Here is an 18,150-nt window from a genome sequence, read left to right as displayed (position 1 = left end):
TTCGTGGTATATGTGTTTTTTGTTATAACATACAGTATATTTTAGATACTGTATACATGTGCCATTTAGTTGACTATTTACCTATCTATTCATATAGTAAATGTATACGTAATTATTAGTTTGTTACGGAGGTATTTATGTCTGTAAAAGATTTCGTGCAACAACGGCGCGATGCGTTAATCGCTATGCGTCGCGACTTTCATATGTACCCTGAGCCTGCTTGGCTTGAGTATCGCTCTGCTGCGAAGGTAGCGGATAGGCTTATTTCTTTGGGCTATGATGTGGCGTTGGGGGCAGATGTACTCGATTTAGACTCTCGCATGGGCTTGCCTAGTGATGAGGTCATGAAAGCTGCTATGGATCGAGCCATCGAAGAAGGCGCAAATCCTGAGCTTATTGAAAAGATGGGTTATGGTAAAACGGCCATTGTTGCAACTATGAAGTTCGGCGGCGAAGGCCCTGTAGTAGCATTTCGTGTAGATATGGACTCTAACGATGTCATCGAAGCTAAAGAGGATAGCCATGTGCCTACAAAGAAAGGATTCCGTTCTTGTCACGATAAAGCGATGCACGCTTGTGGTCATGATGCACATATGACGATGGGGTTAGGTCTTGCCGAATACTTGGCTACTCACAAGGATGAATTCAAAGGCACAATTAAACTTATCTTCCAACCAGCAGAGGAAGGCGTGCGCGGTGCTAAAGCGATGGCGGAAGCAGGCGTAGTAGATGATGTGGATTTGATGTTCGGCATGCATATTGGGTTTAACGAAAAATTATCCAATTGCTTTGCTTGTAGCGATCATGGCTTCTTGGCCACTACAAAACTTGATGCGGTATTCCACGGTTATTCTGCTCATGCCGGGGGCTCCCCAGAAAAGGCACAAAATGCAATGCTCGCCGGCTGTACAGCGGTTCTTAACTTACAAGCCATCGCTCGTCATAGTCAAGGCGCTTCTCGCATGAATGTAGGTGTTTTTGAAAGCGGTACAGGCCGCAATGTGACGCCTGATGTGGCGGTGCTTAAACTAGAAACTCGTGGTGCCACGACAGAAATCAATGATTACATGATTGAACGGTCGAAGACTATTATTAAAGGTGCTGCAGAAATGCACAATTGTACCTTTGAAATCACAAAACAAGGAGAAACTCCGGCAGGTCGCATCAGCGACGATTTAGCTCGTGAAGTACAAGCTATCGTGGAACCACTTGGAATCTTTAAAGAGGTTCCCTTCGATTACAGCGGTGGCGGTAGTGAAGACTGTGCGTACTTCTTGAATCGTGTCATCGATCGCGGTGGTAGAGCGACCTATATGGTTGTGGGATCTGCCATTAAAGCACCGCATCACAATCCGCTCTTTGATATCGATGAAGAAGATATGCTAAATGGTATCGTTGCATTAGGTACCATTGCAGCGCACTATTTAAAATAAGCTTTATGTACTAGCATCATATGGTTTGTCAGTAATTGATGTAATAGATTGTGAGGTGTTACATGATTCAACGAGAGCGATTGGTTAAGGATTTTGAGGCTATGGCCCAATTGACGGCTCCTGGTGAGGGCATTAATCGCCTTGCTTTCACCGATGCAGATTGGGCAGGACGTCAATATATTATAGATCGCATGACCGATGCGGGTTTATCCATTGAAATAGACGATTTTGGTAATGTCATTGGTTATAAGATTGGTAAGAAACCAGATTTACCAGTTGTTATGGTGGGGTCTCATACGGATAGCGTGCCCAATGGAGGCAATTACGATGGTGTGGTCGGTGTATTGTCTGCCATTGAAGTAATTCGTAGCATGACCGATGATGGCTATGAACATGATCATACCATTGCTGTGGTGTCTTTTATGTGCGAAGAGTCCGGTCGCTTTGGAGATGCTACTCTAGGTAGTAAGGCCATGCGCGGTGAATTGACATTACAAGATTTACACCGATTGGTGGATAAACAAGGGATTTCCTTGTATGAAGCCTTGAAAGACCGCAACTTAAATCCCGATGGGATTGAAACAATGGCATATAAACGGCCTGTAAAATCTTTCACAGAAATTCATATTGAGCAAGGCAAGGTGCTGGAGCACGAACAGAAAACGATTGGTATTGTAACTGGTATTGCCGCGCCAGAGCGATTCTATGTAACCATTCGTGGTAATGCTGATCATAGTGGCGCTACACCGATGAACCTGCGTCATGATGCTCTATGTGGGGCCTCAAAAATCATCCTCGGCATCGAGGAGATTGCATCTATGCAAGAGGAGCCACCCGTGGTGGGTACTGTTGGTGTTGTAGAGGTTACGCCTGGCGCGATGAATGTCATTCCTGGTGCTGTAAAGCTAGGGGTAGACATTCGCAGCATATCTAAGGCAGCTCGTAATTCTGTAGTTACTCTTGTTAAGGAATTTATCGATATTACTGCAGAAAAACGGAAATTATCGTATACAATTGAAATAATTGCACAGGACCATCCAGTGGAGATGCACCCGGCGATGATTCGAGAAATCGAAGAAGCTGTTAAGTCTGTCGGTGTGAAGTACATGACAATGCCGAGTGGTGCCGGTCATGATGCGATGCATTGGGCGGAGGCAGTTCCGACGGGAATGATCTTTATTCCATGCCGTGAGGGCATCAGTCATAATCCTGCAGAATTTGCTGAAATGGATGATATCGTAACGGGTGCAGAGGTACTTGATAAGGTGCTTAGAAAACTTAGCTTGGAAGAAACAAAGCTTGTTTAATATATTTCTTTATGTATTTATTCTTTATGTATTTATGTAGTTATATAGATAAGTAGTTATATAGTTATATGATTATACTGTATATAATTAAGTGATTACTTTTACTATTGTTAGGCCTATTAGGTGTAAGACATAGATAGGACTATTGTATTTAGTGTTGTTAGTTGTGTATTGGGTGTAAAGCGTTTATAGAGGGGATATAGCTATCTTGCATCCTATGTACACGGATAGGAGAGTTATGGTTATTACAGGTATTGTTATTGTAGTAGCGACGTTTATAGCTATTATTAAACAGTTTGAAACGCGGCTCGTTTTATTATTATCGGGCTTACTGATGTGTTTTATTGGTGGGCAGCTTGGTGCTGGTACGACGGCCTTTGTGAAAGAACTTACAAATCCAGGGCTTGTACCGACGATCTGTACGGTGTTAGGTTTTAGCTATGTTATGGAATATACAAAATGTACGGAGCACATGGTATATTTCATTTCTGCAGGCCTCAAAAAGATGACGAAAATCATCATTCCTGGTGCTATTATTATTACATTTTTAATTAATATTGCACTGCCTACAGCGGCAGGTTGTGCTGCGGCCGTAGGTGCATTATTGATTCCGGCTTTAATTCGTTCTGGAGTACATCCAGCGATGGCTGGTTCTGCTATCTTCTTAGGTACATGGGGTAGTTCCTTGAGTCCAGGCCTTATGTTCAATCCTCAAGTAGCACAACTGGCGGGTGTAGACGTAATGACAGTTATTGCTAGCTTCTCCATGCAAGCAATTATCGGTATCGTAGTAGCCGCTATTTTGCTTAACATCGTAGCTATCGTTAAGAAGGAACATACCGGGTATGTAATGAAAAACGATACTGTAGAGGAAGGTAAAGAATTCAAAGTAAATTATTTCTATGCAATCATTCCCATTATTCCTCTTGTATTACTTGTATTAGGTAGTAAACAAGTGGCGGTGATCCCAGAAATCTCTGTTCCTGTATCCATGCTCATCGGTACTGCTATTGGCATCATTGCCGTGCGTCCTAATGTGGCAGAAGCTGTTAAGAAGTTTTTCCGAGGTACTGGCGATGGTATGTGTGATGTAGTGGGACTTATGGCTGCAGCGGCATGCTTTACTGCAGGGATGCAACACATTGGCCTTACAAGTGCGCTCATCGATGGTATGAAGAACTCTCAACAAATCGCTCAAATAGGGGCAGCCTTTGGTCCGTTCTTGTTGGCGGTTATCTCTGGTTCTGGTAATGCAGCAGCGCTTGCGTTTAATGGTGCTGTCACACCTCATGCAGCAGACTTTGGTTATGGTATTATGCAACTTGGATCCATGGCTCAATTGGGTGCTGGTATCGGTCGTAGTATGAGCCCTGTAGCTGGTGCAGGTATCATCATCGCAGGACTTGCAGGAATCAATCCTATGGAAATGGCGAAACGCAATGCCGTGCCTTGTATTATTGCGACTGTAGTTATTATGCTTTTGTTACTATAATTCTATCTTGTAAGATGATTTGTTTTTACGATACACTCATAGCAGATAGATGTATAAAACTCTATAAAACTCTATAAAACAAACCCGTCATGATTTATGTAATCATGACGGGTTTTCTTGTTATGATAGATTTTATACATTCCGTATAATCTATATAGTCCGTATAGTCGGACATTATATTACTGAGATGCATTTGTAAGATAATAAGATATAAGTAAAATTTATGGACACCAAAGAAAAGAGCAATTTGTTTTTATTGCATTTTCATAATATATTATATGTATTAAAGGAATAATTGTTATACCTTTGTTTCAGCCCATGTTTTCATGAATGAGTAAAAAGCCTGTACTGGCTTGGATTCAAGGGCACTATGACGTGTGTACATCCATGTATCTCGAGTCATGATATGACCATCAAGAGTTTTCAGGGTTTCTTTAAATAGGTTAGGGTAATCATTGCCACAACTTTGGGTAAGAATGGTGAAACCAAGTCCTTGGTTAACTAGCTTCATACATGTATCGATGTCGTTTACTTCAATGGTGCGCATCGGAGGTTGTGAGTAGTGGGAATACCACCAATCATCGATAGTTTGCTGTAGATTCGGATCTGTCTGATAGTGAATATATGGCAAGCGAGGTAACTCCTCTACAGTACATGGAGTTTTGTTGAAGAAACAAAATGGTTCAGACCAGATATGTTCTTTCGACTCTGCCCAAGTGTGGGCACCGCGGATGATGGCAGCGTGTAGGCGACCTTCAAGGAAGTCGTGGTACAGCTTATAGCTGAGTCCCGTATACATGATGATATCGATGTGTGGATAGGTCTCTTTAAAGGTGGATAAGATATGGGGAATATGATATTTTGCGAATACATTTGAGCATCCTAGGTTTAATGTACCGTGCGGTTCACTACCCATAGCTAATAGCTCTTGGTGCACCGAAGTATAGGAGTTTAGTAAATCTTCGGCGTAGCGCACAAGGCGCTGGCCTTGATAGGTAAATTCCACACCGCGAGCTTGTCGATTGATGATGGGACAGTTAAATTCCTTTTCTAATTTTTTTATTCGTTCACTCAATGCAGGTTGCGTCATAAATAGACGACGAGCCGCATAGGTAATATTATTTTCCTCTGCTAAGGTTTTTAAAATTGTACAGTCTTTCGTGTCCATAAACTCTCCTTTACATATGTATTATTGTACTCTATCCCGTAGAGTTGGTACAGATGAGAGAGTTCTAAGGCTATACTGATTGGTCATAACCAGAGGAATGAAACTTTCACAAGTATATGTGGTGAAAGTATAGTGTTTGTAAAGGTTTACATATACCTGAGGTTAATAAAGGAGTAAGTCATGGTTGAATTAATTTCAAATGGTGTATTTTTATATCATGGTACCGATATCGTTCCTGCAGATTCTAGTGCAGCCCTTGATCAGCATGAAGTTTTTAATAAAGAACGCACCTATAAGGAAACGATGGCGTACCGGATTTTAATGGACCATCAACAGCATGAAGGTGATCAAGATTTACGCATCAAATTCGATGCCTTAACATCTCACGATATTACCTATGTTGGCATCATTCAAACGGCGATTGCCAGTGGTCTTGATAAATTTCCAATCCCTTATATTTTGACAAACTGTCATAATAGCTTGGCAGCAGTAGGGGGCACGATTAACGAAGACGACCATGTATTCGGCTTATCCGCAGTTCAACGCTTCGGCGGCGTGTATGTACCTCCTCATCTTGCAGTTATTCACCAATACATGCGTGAAACAATGGCAGGCTGTGGCAAAATGATTCTCGGTTCCGATAGTCATACTCGTTACGGTGCTCTTGGTACTATGGCGATTGGTGAGGGCGGTCCAGAGCTTGTAAAGCAATTGCTCGGTCGTACCTATGATGTACAACGTCCAGAAGTTATTGCTATTTACCTCGATGGAAAACCTAAACACGGCGTAGGTCCACAAGACGTGGCACTCGCTATTGAAAAGGCAGTATTTGCTAATGGCTTTGTAAAAAATAAAGTAATGGAATTCGTAGGCCCTGGTATTGAATACCTATCCATGGACTTCCGTAATGGCATCGATGTAATGACTACAGAGACTACATGCCTTACAACAATTTGGAGAACAGACAGCAATACAAAAGAATTCTTAACACTCCATGGTCGTGGTGATGCTTATAAAGACCTTAACCCTGGTGATGTGGCTTACTATGACGGTCTTGTAAAAGTTAATCTTGATGAAGTGGAAAGCATGATTGCTATGCCATTCCATCCAAGCAATGTATATACCATTAAAGAGATCAACGAAGGCGGTCGCGATTTATTAGCAGAAATCGAACGCCAAGCTGTTGAACAATTAGATAACAAATCCTTGTCCTTACAATTGCCTGAAAAACACTTCGACGGTAAATTACATTTAGATCAAGGTATCATCGTAGGTTGCTCTGGTGGTTTGTATGAAAATATTATGCAAGCCGCAAATATCGTGCGCGGTAAGAGCGTAGGCTCCGGCCGTTTCGCATTCAGCGTATATCCTTCTAGCCAGCCAATTTACTTAGAACTTATGAAAAATGGTGCCCTTGTAGACCTTATGAGCGCTGGTGCCATCGTGCGTACAGCCTTCTGTGGTCCTTGCTTCGGTGCAGGCGATACACCTAATAATACGGGCCTCAGTGGTCGTCATGCGACACGTAACTTCCCGAATCGTGAAGGTTCTAAACCAGGGAATGGTCAGATTTCTTCCGTTGCACTTCTTGACTCCCGTTCCGTAGCAGCTACGGCTATTAACGGTGGTGCATTGACGGCGGCTACTGATATCGAATATGATGATGTGGTGCCAGCTTACCACTATGATGATAAACCTTATGAAAGCAAGGTATATAGTGGTTTCAATGAACCGAATAAAGATACTGAACTCGTGTATGGCCCATCCATTAAACCATGGCCTTCTATCGAAGAATTAACGCCAAATGTATTGCTCAAAGTAGCAGCTTATATCGACGATCCTGTAACGACTACAGATGAGTTGATTCCGTCTGGCGAAACATCTTCCTACCGTTCTGACCCATATGCATTGTCTGAATTTGCCTTGAGCCGTAAGGTTCCTGAATATGTAGGTCGTGCTAAAGCCGTTCGCGATTGGGAAAAATCTCGTCAAGAAGGTGAAAGTGCAGCAGATTTAGTAACTGCCTATGAAGAGGTAAAACAAGCGCTTGGTCTTACAGAATCCGTAGAAGATATGGCTAAGTCTACAGCCGTTTCTAGCATGGTATATGCTAATCGCCCTGGCGATGGCTCCGCTCGTGAGCAAGCAGCATCCTGCCAACGCGTATTGGGTGGCGGTGCTAATATTGCGATTGAATATGCTACAAAACGTTATCGCAGCAATGTTATTAACTGGGGCATGCTACCGTTCCTAACTAGCGAAGAAGACTCCAAAACTATGGCAGTAGGCGATTATGTATATGTGCCAAATGTGCGTGACCAATTATTCTCTGACTCCGATGATTACAAAGCATATGTTATCAGCGGTGGCGTGAAGAAAGCAGAAATCACATTGCACTTAGGCCATCTCAGCGATGAAGAAAAAGATATTATCGCAGCAGGTTGTCTCATCAACTACTATGCAAATGGCAAAGCATAAGTGGTGAGCATAAAGGAGTAAGTTATGAACGGGTATAAAGAAATTCCTGTTACCTATATGCGCGGCGGTACTAGCAAAGGGGCGTATCTGTTACGAGATACGCTTTCAACTGACCCAGCTGCTCGGGATCGTATGATTTTAGATTTATATGGCTCTCCTGATGTGCGTCAAATTAATGGTATCGGCGGTGCTGATCCATTGACGAGCAAGGTAGCTATCGTAAATCCTTCTGACCGAGATGATGCGGATATCGACTACACCTTTGGGTATGTAGGTATTGCTGATGCGGTGGTAGATTACGAAGGTAACTGTGGCAATATTTCTGCTGGTGCAGGAGTATTTGCTATTATGGAAGGCTTTGTGAAAGCCGTAGAACCAGAAACAGTGGTTCGTATCTTTAACACAAATACAAATAAGGTTATTGAAGCACACGTGCCAGTCCGAGATGGTAAACCTGTTATTGACGGTGATTTTGCTATCGATGGGGTACCTGGTACAGGTGCTCGTATTACATTATATTTCTTGGAACCTGGCGGTTCTAAGACAGGTAAGCTACTACCAACAGGCAATGTACAAGACACAATTACATTGGCTGATGGTCGCACAATCCAAGTCAGTCTCGTAGATGCAGCTAATCCAGCTGTATTTGTAAAGGCTACAGACCTTGGTTATGAAGGCACGGAATTACCGGCTTTCACAGAAACGGATGGCGGTGTATTACTCAATACACTTGAAGATATTCGCACTACTGCAGCTGTAATGATGGGACTTGCTCTATCTAAGGAGGCTGCTAGTCCTGCAGTTCCAAAGGTATGCATGGTGTCCGCACCACAAACCTACGTGGCAAGCGATGGTCGAACTATCAAGGGGAATAGTATAGACATCGTGGCTCGTACAAAGGCACTAGCTGTAATGCATAAAGCGTATGCTGTTACAGGTGGTATTTGTACAGCTACAGCAGCGCTTATTACGGGGACTGTGGCGAACGAAGTAGTGAGCGAACGTGCTAAAGAAATGAATCAAGTTACTTTAGCGCATCCATCAGGGAAATTTGATTTCGAAATATGCCTAACCAAAGATAATGGTTGGCATGTGGAGAAGGCGGGCGTAGCTAGAACGGCGCGACCGATTATGAAAGGCATAGCTTATGTTAAAGGAGAGTAAGAATGAATAAGCTACTTAAAATTGCAATTATGTTTGCCATTCCTCTGGCAATGTGGTTCATTACACCGCCAGAAGGTTTGAGCGTTGGAGCTTGGCGACTGCTAGGTTTCTATTTAATGGCTATCGTTGGTCTTGTTGTTAAACCTTGGCCAGCACCAATTATCTTGTTATTATCTATTGCAGGTTCTGCAATTTTCTTGAATGCTACGAAAAACGTATTATCTGGTTATGCATCTACCACAGTATGGTTAGTATTCTCTGCGTTCTCCCTCAGTGTGGCGTTCGTAAAAACAGGCCTTGGCCGTCGTATTGCGTATCTATTGATTAAATCCTTAGGTCACACTACATTGCGTCTTGGCTATGTAACTGCTTTATTAGATCTTATTATTTCTCCAGTAACACCTTCCAACACAGCACGTTGTGGCGGTATCGTGTTCCCAATCATGAACTCTGTAGCAAAAGCGTTAGGTTCTGAGCCTGGTGAAAGCGCTAAAAAAGCTGGTTCTTACCTCATGGTTAACACATACATGGTGACTAAGGTAACAAGCTTGATGTTCGCTACAGCAATGGCGCCAAACTTATTGGCTGCTGACTACATGAACAAAATCCTCGGCGTAGATATCAACTGGGGCCTTTGGGCATTAGCACTCGTAGTACCAGGCCTTGTAATGCTTCTCATTACACCTGCTTTGGTATATTACTTAGACAAACCATCTATTCAACACATCGATTCTCATGCGATTGCTGATGAAGGTTTGAAAGAACTTGGACCTATGTCTGGTCGCGAGAAATCTCTTATTGCTATCTTTATCCTTGCCTTAGTTGGCTGGGCGTTGCCTTCCATCTTGACGCAAGGCTTTGGCATTAAATTCTCCCTTGATGCAACAGCAGTAGCTATCGTAGCCATGGTAGCAGCGCTTGTTACAGGCGTAATCAAATGGGAAGATATGCTTGAATCCAAAGGTGCTTGGAACACATTGATCTGGTTCGGTGGTATCATCGGTATGTCCAGTGCGTTGTCCAAGGTTAAATTCTTTGAATGGCTAGCTGACTTTATGGGTACACACTTCAACTTCGGCGATAACCCGATGATGGCTCTTATTATCATCGGCGCTATCAGTATCGCTGTTCGTTACTTGTTCGCTTCTGGTAGTGCGTACGTTGTAGCCATGCTTCCAGTATTCCTTACTGTAGGTAAGGTAGCCGGTGTAAACCCAATGGCGTTGTCCTTATTACTAGCTGCTACAAACTCCTACGGTGGTGCGTTGACTCACTACGGTGGTGCAGCGGCTCCAATCGTATTCGGTGCTGGTTACAACACAGTTAAGAGCTGGTGGATTATCGGCGGTATCTTCGCTATCATGTGCTTCATCGTAAACCTTACAGTGGGCTACGCATGGTGGGAAATCCTCGGTATCCTATAATACCTAACTAGAGACAATAGTTATTCTATACATATAGAATGATCATCCCCTAGCTAGTGAAATTTTCTAAACTTTTACAAAAAATATAATAAAAGAGCTGTTTCGGAATCAGTACACATCTGAGTTCTGAGAACAGCTCTTTTTATTTGTTTATATAGTTTCTTTAATGCATTTGCACTATTTTCGTTGTATTACGGCGTTACTTTAGTTTTAACGCAACCCATAGGGCGGCGCCGATAAAGGTAAGGCTACATGCCCAGAAAAGGGTTGTGAAGCCAAATTGAGCGGCTACGATGGAACCACCAAAGGAGCCTAGAAAGTAACCCATAGACAAACAAGACTGATTGTACGAGAATACTTGTCCCGTATATTCCTTAGGTGTTTTTGATGCTAAATAGGTATTGAGCGCAGGTAACATACCACCTAGCCCAAAACCTTGCAAGAAACGGATAAACCCAAGTACATACACAGAGTCCACATAGGCTTGCGGTATATTGAGTAGACCTACATAGATCATCGAGTAGATGAGCACCTTTCTAGGGCCTATACGGTCTACTAATTTCCCGAGTGGAGAGCTACTAAAGAATTGGGCGATACCCATGGCAGAGAACACAGCACCAGATATGAAGGCTATATTTTCCGTATTGCTTGGTAGCATTCCTTTAATGTAAACCGTCATAATGGGGGAGATGGCGGTAACCGAAATGGCATACAGGAAGGAGGTTGCAGATAAAGCGACTAAACTAGAAAACTCAGGTAAGTGAGTTTTTAGATTTCTAAAGGTTTGCTTCTCAACAAGTGGCTTTGGAACATAGTTTTCATGTACCAGCATTGCCGTCAAGCCAAAAGAGATAAGCATAAGGGCCCCGATGATAAAGAAGTCATTTCGAATACCTACTACATCACTGAGATACCCTCCTACAAGCGGACCGGCTAGTGAGCCTGCAAGGCTAAAGGATCCTATAATCCCTAGAGCCCAACCTGTATGGTTTTGCGGTGTTTCTGACGCGATAAGTGTTACCGATGCGGGGTAAAAACCGCTTACTAACCCTTGCAATGTACGAACGAGGAACACACCTTCTGGTGTAGTCTGAAAGCCCAATAATATACTACATATAGCCATACCAAGACTAGAGCGTATGAGGGTAATCTTACGTCCCTTACGGTCTGCTAATCGGCCCCAGAAGGGAGCTGCTAAGCAGACAATGAGGAAGGTGATGCCCATGGAGGCACCGGACCATTGTGCTATCGATCCTGTATCGCTTAAGCCCATTTCATGGAAGTATAGAGGGAGAATAGGGCTTACCTGACTAATCCCGAGGGACATGAAGAATATGCAGAATGCGCAAATGTACACCGTTCGTTTCCACGTTTCCAAAGTATCCCTCCTTTAGTCTTTCTTTTTAACTTCTTCCCAATCACTTAAGTCAGGAAGCTTATTGCTAGTTATAGATTCTTGGATCCAGTAGTTAATAGAGGTTAAGTTGCTAGATTCCCGTTTAAAGCCATATACGATGTCATCTTCTACGTCGTCTTCTATAGTGATATAGAGAGAAATATGTAAGTTTTTACCTTTTCCGCGCTCGATGAAGTAGCTAATACCCGGATCGTCGAGGTTAGATGGGCGAACCGCAATGATATCGTACTTGCCGTTGGCTACGCCTTCTAAGGCATCCTTAATCATTTGATTGGAAAGTTCATATTGATTGAGGTAGAAGATATCGTTGTCACAAGTTAATACATATTCCCGTGGAGGCGTAGTATTTTTGTACTGTCTTTCCCATCTTTCATCAATAACAGGCAATGTAGCATGATCATAGAAGTCTTTAATTAAAGCGAGACCTTCAGGAATGGACATTTCTTTAAAGTATCTTATTTCATATACCGTAGGCTCCACGTTTTCATCCTGTCTGCTAGTATCCTCAATGTAGCCGTATAGATAGATAGTACAAGTGTTTTTGTCTTCATTGTGGAACATAACGATACTGTACACATCGTAAATTACGTTTTCTATGGATTGGCGATTATCGTAGATGATAAAGCTGAGATATTTTTGTGTATCCCATTCCCGTTGAATGAAATTCCAGTCGTATTTGTTCGTGCGCCAACCAGTAGTAGAGTCCTCGAAGATTTCTAATACATCGACAGAGTTTTGAGGCCATGCAGGGGGCATAGGATTACATGTTGTAGAAGATTGCGTTATCCCTTCTTTGTACTGATAATGTCCATCAACGAGTTCAAAGGCCTCTAATCGCTCAGAGGCTTCGTCAGGAATTACCAACGGCTCACCAGTACCTAACCAATTATCGTTTCTTGTGTTGAGACGATTGATGCTTTCACGAGCATGCTCGTAAAACGTAACGGCTTGGTCTAAATCAGGTTCTTTTGTAATGGCACCAATTTCGTAGCAATAGCCGGCGGCCAGTTGCCATAGATGGTCCGCATAGTCATAACTACCGTATCTATCGAAACATTTGCTAGCCTTATTAACGCATTCTATGGCAGTTCTTATGGCAGGGGTATTACCTTTTTTGAAAGTAAATACATAAGCGAGATACGGCCAAATAGCGTCGAGAGTGTAAATCGCTGGTTGTTGTAATAAGTGGGCGATGCGAGACCAGTCTTGGGACTGACCATCGATATTTAATGTGCGAAGAATGATGGCCTGCATGGTAACATAAGCGTGGTCATTAAAGTCTAAATAATCTGGGCTTATAGCAGCACGCTCATAGTATTTGAGGGCCTTTTGAATATTCTGAGGGATTCTTTTGTTAGACTCACAAGGTTTTGTATAGTACTCGGCAGCTTCACGCAAACACATGCCATTATTCATGGCGGCACCGCGCTCAAAATATTCGAGCGCTCGTTCATGCTCCCCGCGAGACTTACAAATATCGCCAGCTAAATACATCATGAGTGGCAAACCTGCTGCAGCCCCTTCAAAAATGACTTGTTCTTCCATTGCACTATTATCTTGCTCTATATAGGTAATGCGTAAGTTGCGGTATGCAATAATAAGGCCTGCTTCGGCGGATTTACGCAACCATTTCTGAGCAATGGTAGTTATTTTATTTGCGAACCTACGTTGATCTGCTTGGGCAAACAAGCCTTTTAAGAAACGGACAAAGGTAGATGGTTCACCTTCATTAGCCACCTTTTGAGCCGATGGTAAGATGTGGTAATCCCCCCATTGGAATACATTGGCAATGGCGTAGGCGCAGTAAGAACAACCCTTTTGGGCGCCTTCATAGACGCGCTGGAATGCTTGGTCCTTTGTCATAGGCAACTCTTTTTCAATAGTTGGTGTAAGGGCACCAGAGGTACGCATAGCCTGTAAAATAGCGATGGCACTGCCTTTGCGAATAGCTGTATGTAAATAACTATACGCCTTTGTGTCATCTTCAGGAAAGCCTGCTTCAATCCAGGTGAACTGAGGGCCAGAATAGACGCGCGCCAAAATAGCGTACACATCGCCAATACCAGGAATCTTTTGGCCTTCCTCATCAAGTTTCACAAGGGCGTCAAGCTCAGCCTTACCCTCCCAAGCGATATCTTTATTACATTGATGGAATATTTTATTGAAAGACTGCTGTATTTGATCAGTAAAATAAAAACTCATGCTCTCTCCTCCGCATAATAATTAGTAGAAGCTGATAACATATGTAATTTCAGTATACTATTAGTGTTTAGAGGAAAACAATATAAATTATCGATTGCTTGAGGAATAATATATTCAATTTTAATTATTTATATTAGAATAGATAGAAAACTGGGTGTGATATAACAATAAAAGGGATGAATATGAGAAATATAAATTTTGATATGATGATTGCAGCCTTAGTTATGTTGATTCTTAATTGTAGAGGGTATTATAAGTACGTTATGGGCAAGCAACTCTCTGAGCGTGAAGCAGATAGGAGAGAATGTATGCTATTTCCCAATTTATATAAATGGGTCTGTATATGTAGTTCGTTATTGATAGCTGTTGTGCTGTTCTATTATTATATTGAAGGTCTGACAGCAAATTCTTTTAGATTACTGTTAGTTACGGGTATTTCTTTTGGTATTAGTCAAATTTTACAGATTGCTCAAAGGAAAGAATCTAAGTACTACAAGAATAGCTTAGTTGTAATTGTATATTTGAGTCTTATCATTTTACTGTTTATCTATATGTTTTTTAATTGAATTTTATAGTTGTGATGTATAGATATAATTAATCCTGAGAGAGAAGAGAGTTTTATTTTAATGTGGTTACATAATGAAATTTCACTATTTAAACAAAATATAGAAATGCTGCGAGTGAATCAACGTATAGGCCGATTGGCATTTTTATGGGCTGTGCTCGGTTTAATGGGAAGTAAATTTTTAGCGTACCTTCTATTTGTGGTATTGATAGGATTTATTCAAGATGGTCTGTTTCAAGGCAGTACATATTTGTCATATATTTATTTTGGATGTTTGCAGATTATACATATAGTAGTAACTATTTTTTTACTCAACCGTAGATTGAATGACTGTGGGTCATCCTTGTGGTATATGATCTTAGTACCCATAGCATACCTAAGTTTGTGGGTATATTGGGGGATGAGTTTCAGCTGGGAATCTATATCCGAAACCTTTATCAATGCAGGCTTTCATTGGGACGGATTTTTCTGGCAGTATTTCATCTTGGCTTGCTTTGCGTTGCCTCTTAGTGTGACTGATTCTAATGAGTATGGCTTAGATGAAGGACGAGATAGATATAACAACTATATTATTGCCTACGATAGAAGCTCCACCGTTAGTGAAGATAAAGATATTGGTACATTCGACTATGTGTGTGGTTGTATATGGGATGTTTTATTTGTTAAGCCATTTGATATTAAAGGAAGAGCTTCCGTATCAGCTTTTTGGGTTGGTCTTGTAGGATCTCGTCTTTTCATGGATGTTATTATGTATATGGCTATATCCGTAGTATCGTTAATTGTTCAACTTGGTATACCTCTTTATATACCACGTTGGGGTTTTATGGTTATCCTGATATGGCCAGCTATAGCAATGATTACATTAAGTATACGTAGACTTCATGATTCCCTATTAAGTGGGTTATGGATTATTGGTCTTTTCGTTCCGTATATTAATATTTTTGTTAGTTATCATCTTTTGTTAAAAAAATCTTGGCATATTGAAAGTTAAGATTTTCCTTGACTTTCATTCTATAGAAACATTATAATCAGATTATAATTTTATACTCGCCTAAAAGAAACCGATGAGGTGGAGATAAAAATAGGAAATGCACTCACAGAGAGCGGGATTAGCTGAGAACCCGTAGTACGCAGCTTATTAAATGGACCACCGAGGGCGCATGGAAAAGAATGAATTTCATTCCTAGTATGGTGCGACGTCACACGAGCGTTAGTCGTGAGGGATATGTTAGTATCCTGCGAAAGGGGAATGCGTTGCATTCAAACAAGGTGGTACCGCGATTTATAGCACATACAAGAATATTGTAATAATAGAACTATAAACTCGTCCTTGACGTTATATTGTCATGGGCGAGTTTTTTTATTGGCAAATGCCAGATGGAGGTTCTCATGATTTTTCCTAGTTTAGACCGTGTGAAAGCTATCGCACCGGGCTACGATATCGTGCCTGTATATATGGAAATTTTATCCGACGTACGCACACCGATTAGCGTGTTGAAAGCGTTAAAACAAGTGAGCAGTCATACGTACTTGCTTGAAAGTGCAGATAATAGTAATCATTGGGGCCGTTACTCCTTCTTAGGTTACGATCCTAAGATTGAGCTATTTTGCAAAAATCATAAAATGACCATCAAAGACGGTACGACTCGCACCTTTGAGTGCTCTGATCCTGCCGCAGAAATTCGCAATATTTTGAGCCAATATAAAAGTCCTCGCTTAGAAGAGTTACCAACCTTCACAGGTGGTTTTGTTGGTTACTTCGCATGTGAATACATTCGTTATATCGAGCCAACATTGGACTTCCCAACACCAGATGATGACTCTGCTATGGTCAACGATGTAGACCTTATGCTCTTCGATAAGGTTATTGCATTCGATCATTACAAAAATAAAATCTACTTGATTGCTAACATTAGCACAAGCGATTTAGAACGTAACTACAACAAGGCTGAGCTTGAGTTGAAAGCATTAGCTGATCTCGTTGTAAACGGCAAAGAGGCGGATGTGCCAAAAGGCATTCTTAAAACAGAGTTTACCTCTGAGTTCACAAAGGAAGAGTTTGAAGCAGTTGTTAAAAAGACACAGCACTACATCAAAGAAGGGGATATCTTCCAATGTGTTGTATCTAACCGCCGCGAAGCTGAGTTCGATGGTAGCTTGTTAAATGCATACCGTGTATTGCGTACGTTGAACCCATCTCCATACATGTTCTACCTATCTGGTGGCGATGTAGAGCTTACAGGGGCATCTCCAGAAACCTTGGTGAAACTGACAGACGGTAAAATGTACACATTCCCAATTGCAGGTACGATGCGTCGCGGTAAAAACGAAGCAGAGGACCTTGCTATTGAAGAAAAACTTATCAATGACGAAAAAGAATTGGCTGAACATAATATGCTTGTTGATCTTGGTCGTAACGATTTAGGTAAAATTTCTAAATTTGGGACTGTGAAAGTAGAGGCGTTACATATGTTGCAACGTTTCTCCCATGTCATCCATATTACATCTACTGTAAGCGGTGACATGCAAGACGGCAAAGATGCACTGGACGCTATCGGTGCTACATTGCCAGCAGGTACTTTATCCGGGGCGCCTAAGATTCGTGCTATAGAAATTTTACACGAACTTGAAAAAAGCCCGCGCGGTGTATACGGAGGTGCCGTAGGTTACATCGACTTCTCTGGTAATATGGACGTATGTATCGGCATCCGCATGGCTATGAATAAAGGCGGTAAGGTCTATGTTCGCGCTGGCGCAGGCATCGTTCGAGATAGCGTTCCTGAAAGCGAGTTTAATGAAACCTTGATCAAAGGCCAATCCATGATTTCCGCAATTACAAATGCACAGGAGGTAGAATAATGGTACTCCTTATAGATAATTACGATAGCTTTTCCTTTAATCTATATCAATTAGTAGGCTCTATCGATCCAGATATTAAAGTCATCCGCAGCGATGAATTAACAGTTGAAGAAATCCGTTCGTTGAAACCAGACTATGTGATACTTTCACCAGGACCTGGTAGACCAGCTGATGCGGGCGTATACGAAGACCTATTGCGTGAATGCAAAGGGGAATTCCCAATCCTCGGCGTATGCCTGGGACACCAAGCCATCGGCGAAGTATTCGGTGGCACCGTTTCCTACGCTAAACAAGTAATGCACGGCAAACAAAGCGTGGCGAAACAAGTACACCCATCCAAAATCCTCAAGGGATTGCCTGAACAATTCGAAGTCGCTCGATACCACTCCTTGGCGATTATCGACGAAACCATGCCAAGCGAACTCATCGTCACATCCATTACCGACGACGGCGAAGTAATGAGCGTAGAACACAAAGACTATCCGATATATGGCGTTCAATTCCATCCGGAATCCATCATGACGCCGAACGGGGAACAAATGATTCGCAATTTCTTAGAAAAATAACCACTGTTTTGTATTCGAGGAGCTATTATTAGTTACTAGTACGGTAAGGCAGAAATAAGGTCTCTCGGACCTCCG

Annotated in this window: 12 protein-coding genes; 9 read left to right on the top strand and 3 right to left on the bottom strand. The window is 42.0% G+C overall.

The features are described from left to right. Nucleotides 1-137 precede the first annotated feature (137 nt). The 3 genes from AAAT26_RS05390 (at nucleotide 138) to dcuC (ending at nucleotide 4,232) form a co-directional block, all read left to right on the top strand. Nucleotides 138-1,433, top strand: coding sequence for an amidohydrolase (locus AAAT26_RS05390; RefSeq protein WP_349208972.1), 1,296 nt, complete (start codon nucleotides 138-140; stop codon nucleotides 1,431-1,433). Nucleotides 1,434-1,495: 62 nt separating this feature from the next. Then, nucleotides 1,496-2,740 (top strand): M20 family metallo-hydrolase, encoded by a 1,245-nt coding sequence (locus tag AAAT26_RS05385; RefSeq protein WP_278618616.1) that lies wholly within the window; start codon nucleotides 1,496-1,498, stop codon nucleotides 2,738-2,740. 238 nt (nucleotides 2,741-2,978) lie between these two features. Further along, nucleotides 2,979-4,232 carry a C4-dicarboxylate transporter DcuC gene (gene dcuC / locus AAAT26_RS05380; RefSeq protein WP_278618614.1) on the top strand — a complete coding sequence of 418 codons (1,254 nt, stop codon included), beginning with the start codon at nucleotides 2,979-2,981 and terminating at the stop codon, nucleotides 4,230-4,232. A 298-nt stretch (nucleotides 4,233-4,530) separates the two neighbouring features. On the opposite strand, the gene AAAT26_RS05375 is transcribed toward dcuC, so the two are convergent. After that, a complete protein-coding gene (locus AAAT26_RS05375) occupies nucleotides 4,531-5,400 on the bottom strand; it encodes a LysR family transcriptional regulator (RefSeq protein WP_278618612.1) in 870 nt (289 codons plus the stop codon). 180 nt (nucleotides 5,401-5,580) lie between these two features. Here AAAT26_RS05375 and AAAT26_RS05370 point away from each other — a divergent pair, with 180 nt between their 5' ends. Genes AAAT26_RS05370 through AAAT26_RS05360 form a run of 3 tightly spaced genes read left to right on the top strand, consistent with a single transcriptional unit; the run spans nucleotide 5,581 to nucleotide 10,466 of the window. After that, the gene (locus AAAT26_RS05370) at nucleotides 5,581-7,878 is read left to right on the top strand and encodes a hydratase (RefSeq protein WP_278618610.1); all 2,298 of its coding nucleotides are present in this window, start codon (nucleotides 5,581-5,583) and stop codon (nucleotides 7,876-7,878) included. Between the two features lie 24 nt (nucleotides 7,879-7,902). After that, the gene (locus AAAT26_RS05365) at nucleotides 7,903-9,042 is read left to right on the top strand and encodes a 2-methylaconitate cis-trans isomerase PrpF family protein (RefSeq protein ID WP_349208971.1); all 1,140 of its coding nucleotides are present in this window, start codon (nucleotides 7,903-7,905) and stop codon (nucleotides 9,040-9,042) included. 2 nt (nucleotides 9,043-9,044) lie between these two features. Continuing rightward, on the top strand, nucleotides 9,045-10,466 hold the full coding sequence (locus AAAT26_RS05360; RefSeq protein ID WP_273298885.1) for an anion permease: 1,422 nt from the start codon (nucleotides 9,045-9,047) through the stop codon (nucleotides 10,464-10,466). 199 nt (nucleotides 10,467-10,665) lie between these two features. Here the strand turns inward: AAAT26_RS05360 and AAAT26_RS05355 are convergent, their stop codons facing one another. Both AAAT26_RS05355 and AAAT26_RS05350 read right to left on the bottom strand, forming a co-directional pair. Next, the gene (locus AAAT26_RS05355) at nucleotides 10,666-11,844 is read right to left on the bottom strand and encodes an MFS transporter (protein WP_008603175.1); all 1,179 of its coding nucleotides are present in this window, start codon (nucleotides 11,842-11,844) and stop codon (nucleotides 10,666-10,668) included. A 12-nt stretch (nucleotides 11,845-11,856) separates the two neighbouring features. After that, nucleotides 11,857-14,085, bottom strand: coding sequence for an SEL1-like repeat protein (locus AAAT26_RS05350; protein ID WP_349208970.1), 2,229 nt, complete (start codon nucleotides 14,083-14,085; stop codon nucleotides 11,857-11,859). Nucleotides 14,086-14,711: 626 nt separating this feature from the next. Here AAAT26_RS05350 and AAAT26_RS05345 point away from each other — a divergent pair. The 3 genes from AAAT26_RS05345 (at nucleotide 14,712) to AAAT26_RS05335 (ending at nucleotide 18,075) form a co-directional block, all read left to right on the top strand. Next, entirely contained in the window at nucleotides 14,712-15,641 is a 930-nt protein-coding gene (locus AAAT26_RS05345; RefSeq protein WP_322350949.1) for a DUF805 domain-containing protein, read from the top strand. A gap of 398 nt (nucleotides 15,642-16,039) precedes the next feature. Continuing rightward, nucleotides 16,040-17,509, top strand: a complete 1,470-nt coding sequence (locus AAAT26_RS05340) for an anthranilate synthase component I family protein (RefSeq protein WP_278618605.1) — start codon at nucleotides 16,040-16,042, stop codon at nucleotides 17,507-17,509. Then, the gene (locus AAAT26_RS05335) at nucleotides 17,509-18,075 is read left to right on the top strand and encodes an anthranilate synthase component II (protein ID WP_004694128.1); all 567 of its coding nucleotides are present in this window, start codon (nucleotides 17,509-17,511) and stop codon (nucleotides 18,073-18,075) included. Before AAAT26_RS05340 ends, AAAT26_RS05335 begins: the two co-directional genes overlap by 1 nt. The last annotated feature ends 75 nt before the right edge of the window (nucleotides 18,076-18,150 follow it).

The organism is Veillonella parvula (assembly GCF_040094895.1).
GTDB lineage: Bacteria > Bacillota > Negativicutes > Veillonellales > Veillonellaceae > Veillonella > Veillonella parvula_L.
This window is presented reverse-complemented; position numbering and strand designations above follow the sequence as displayed.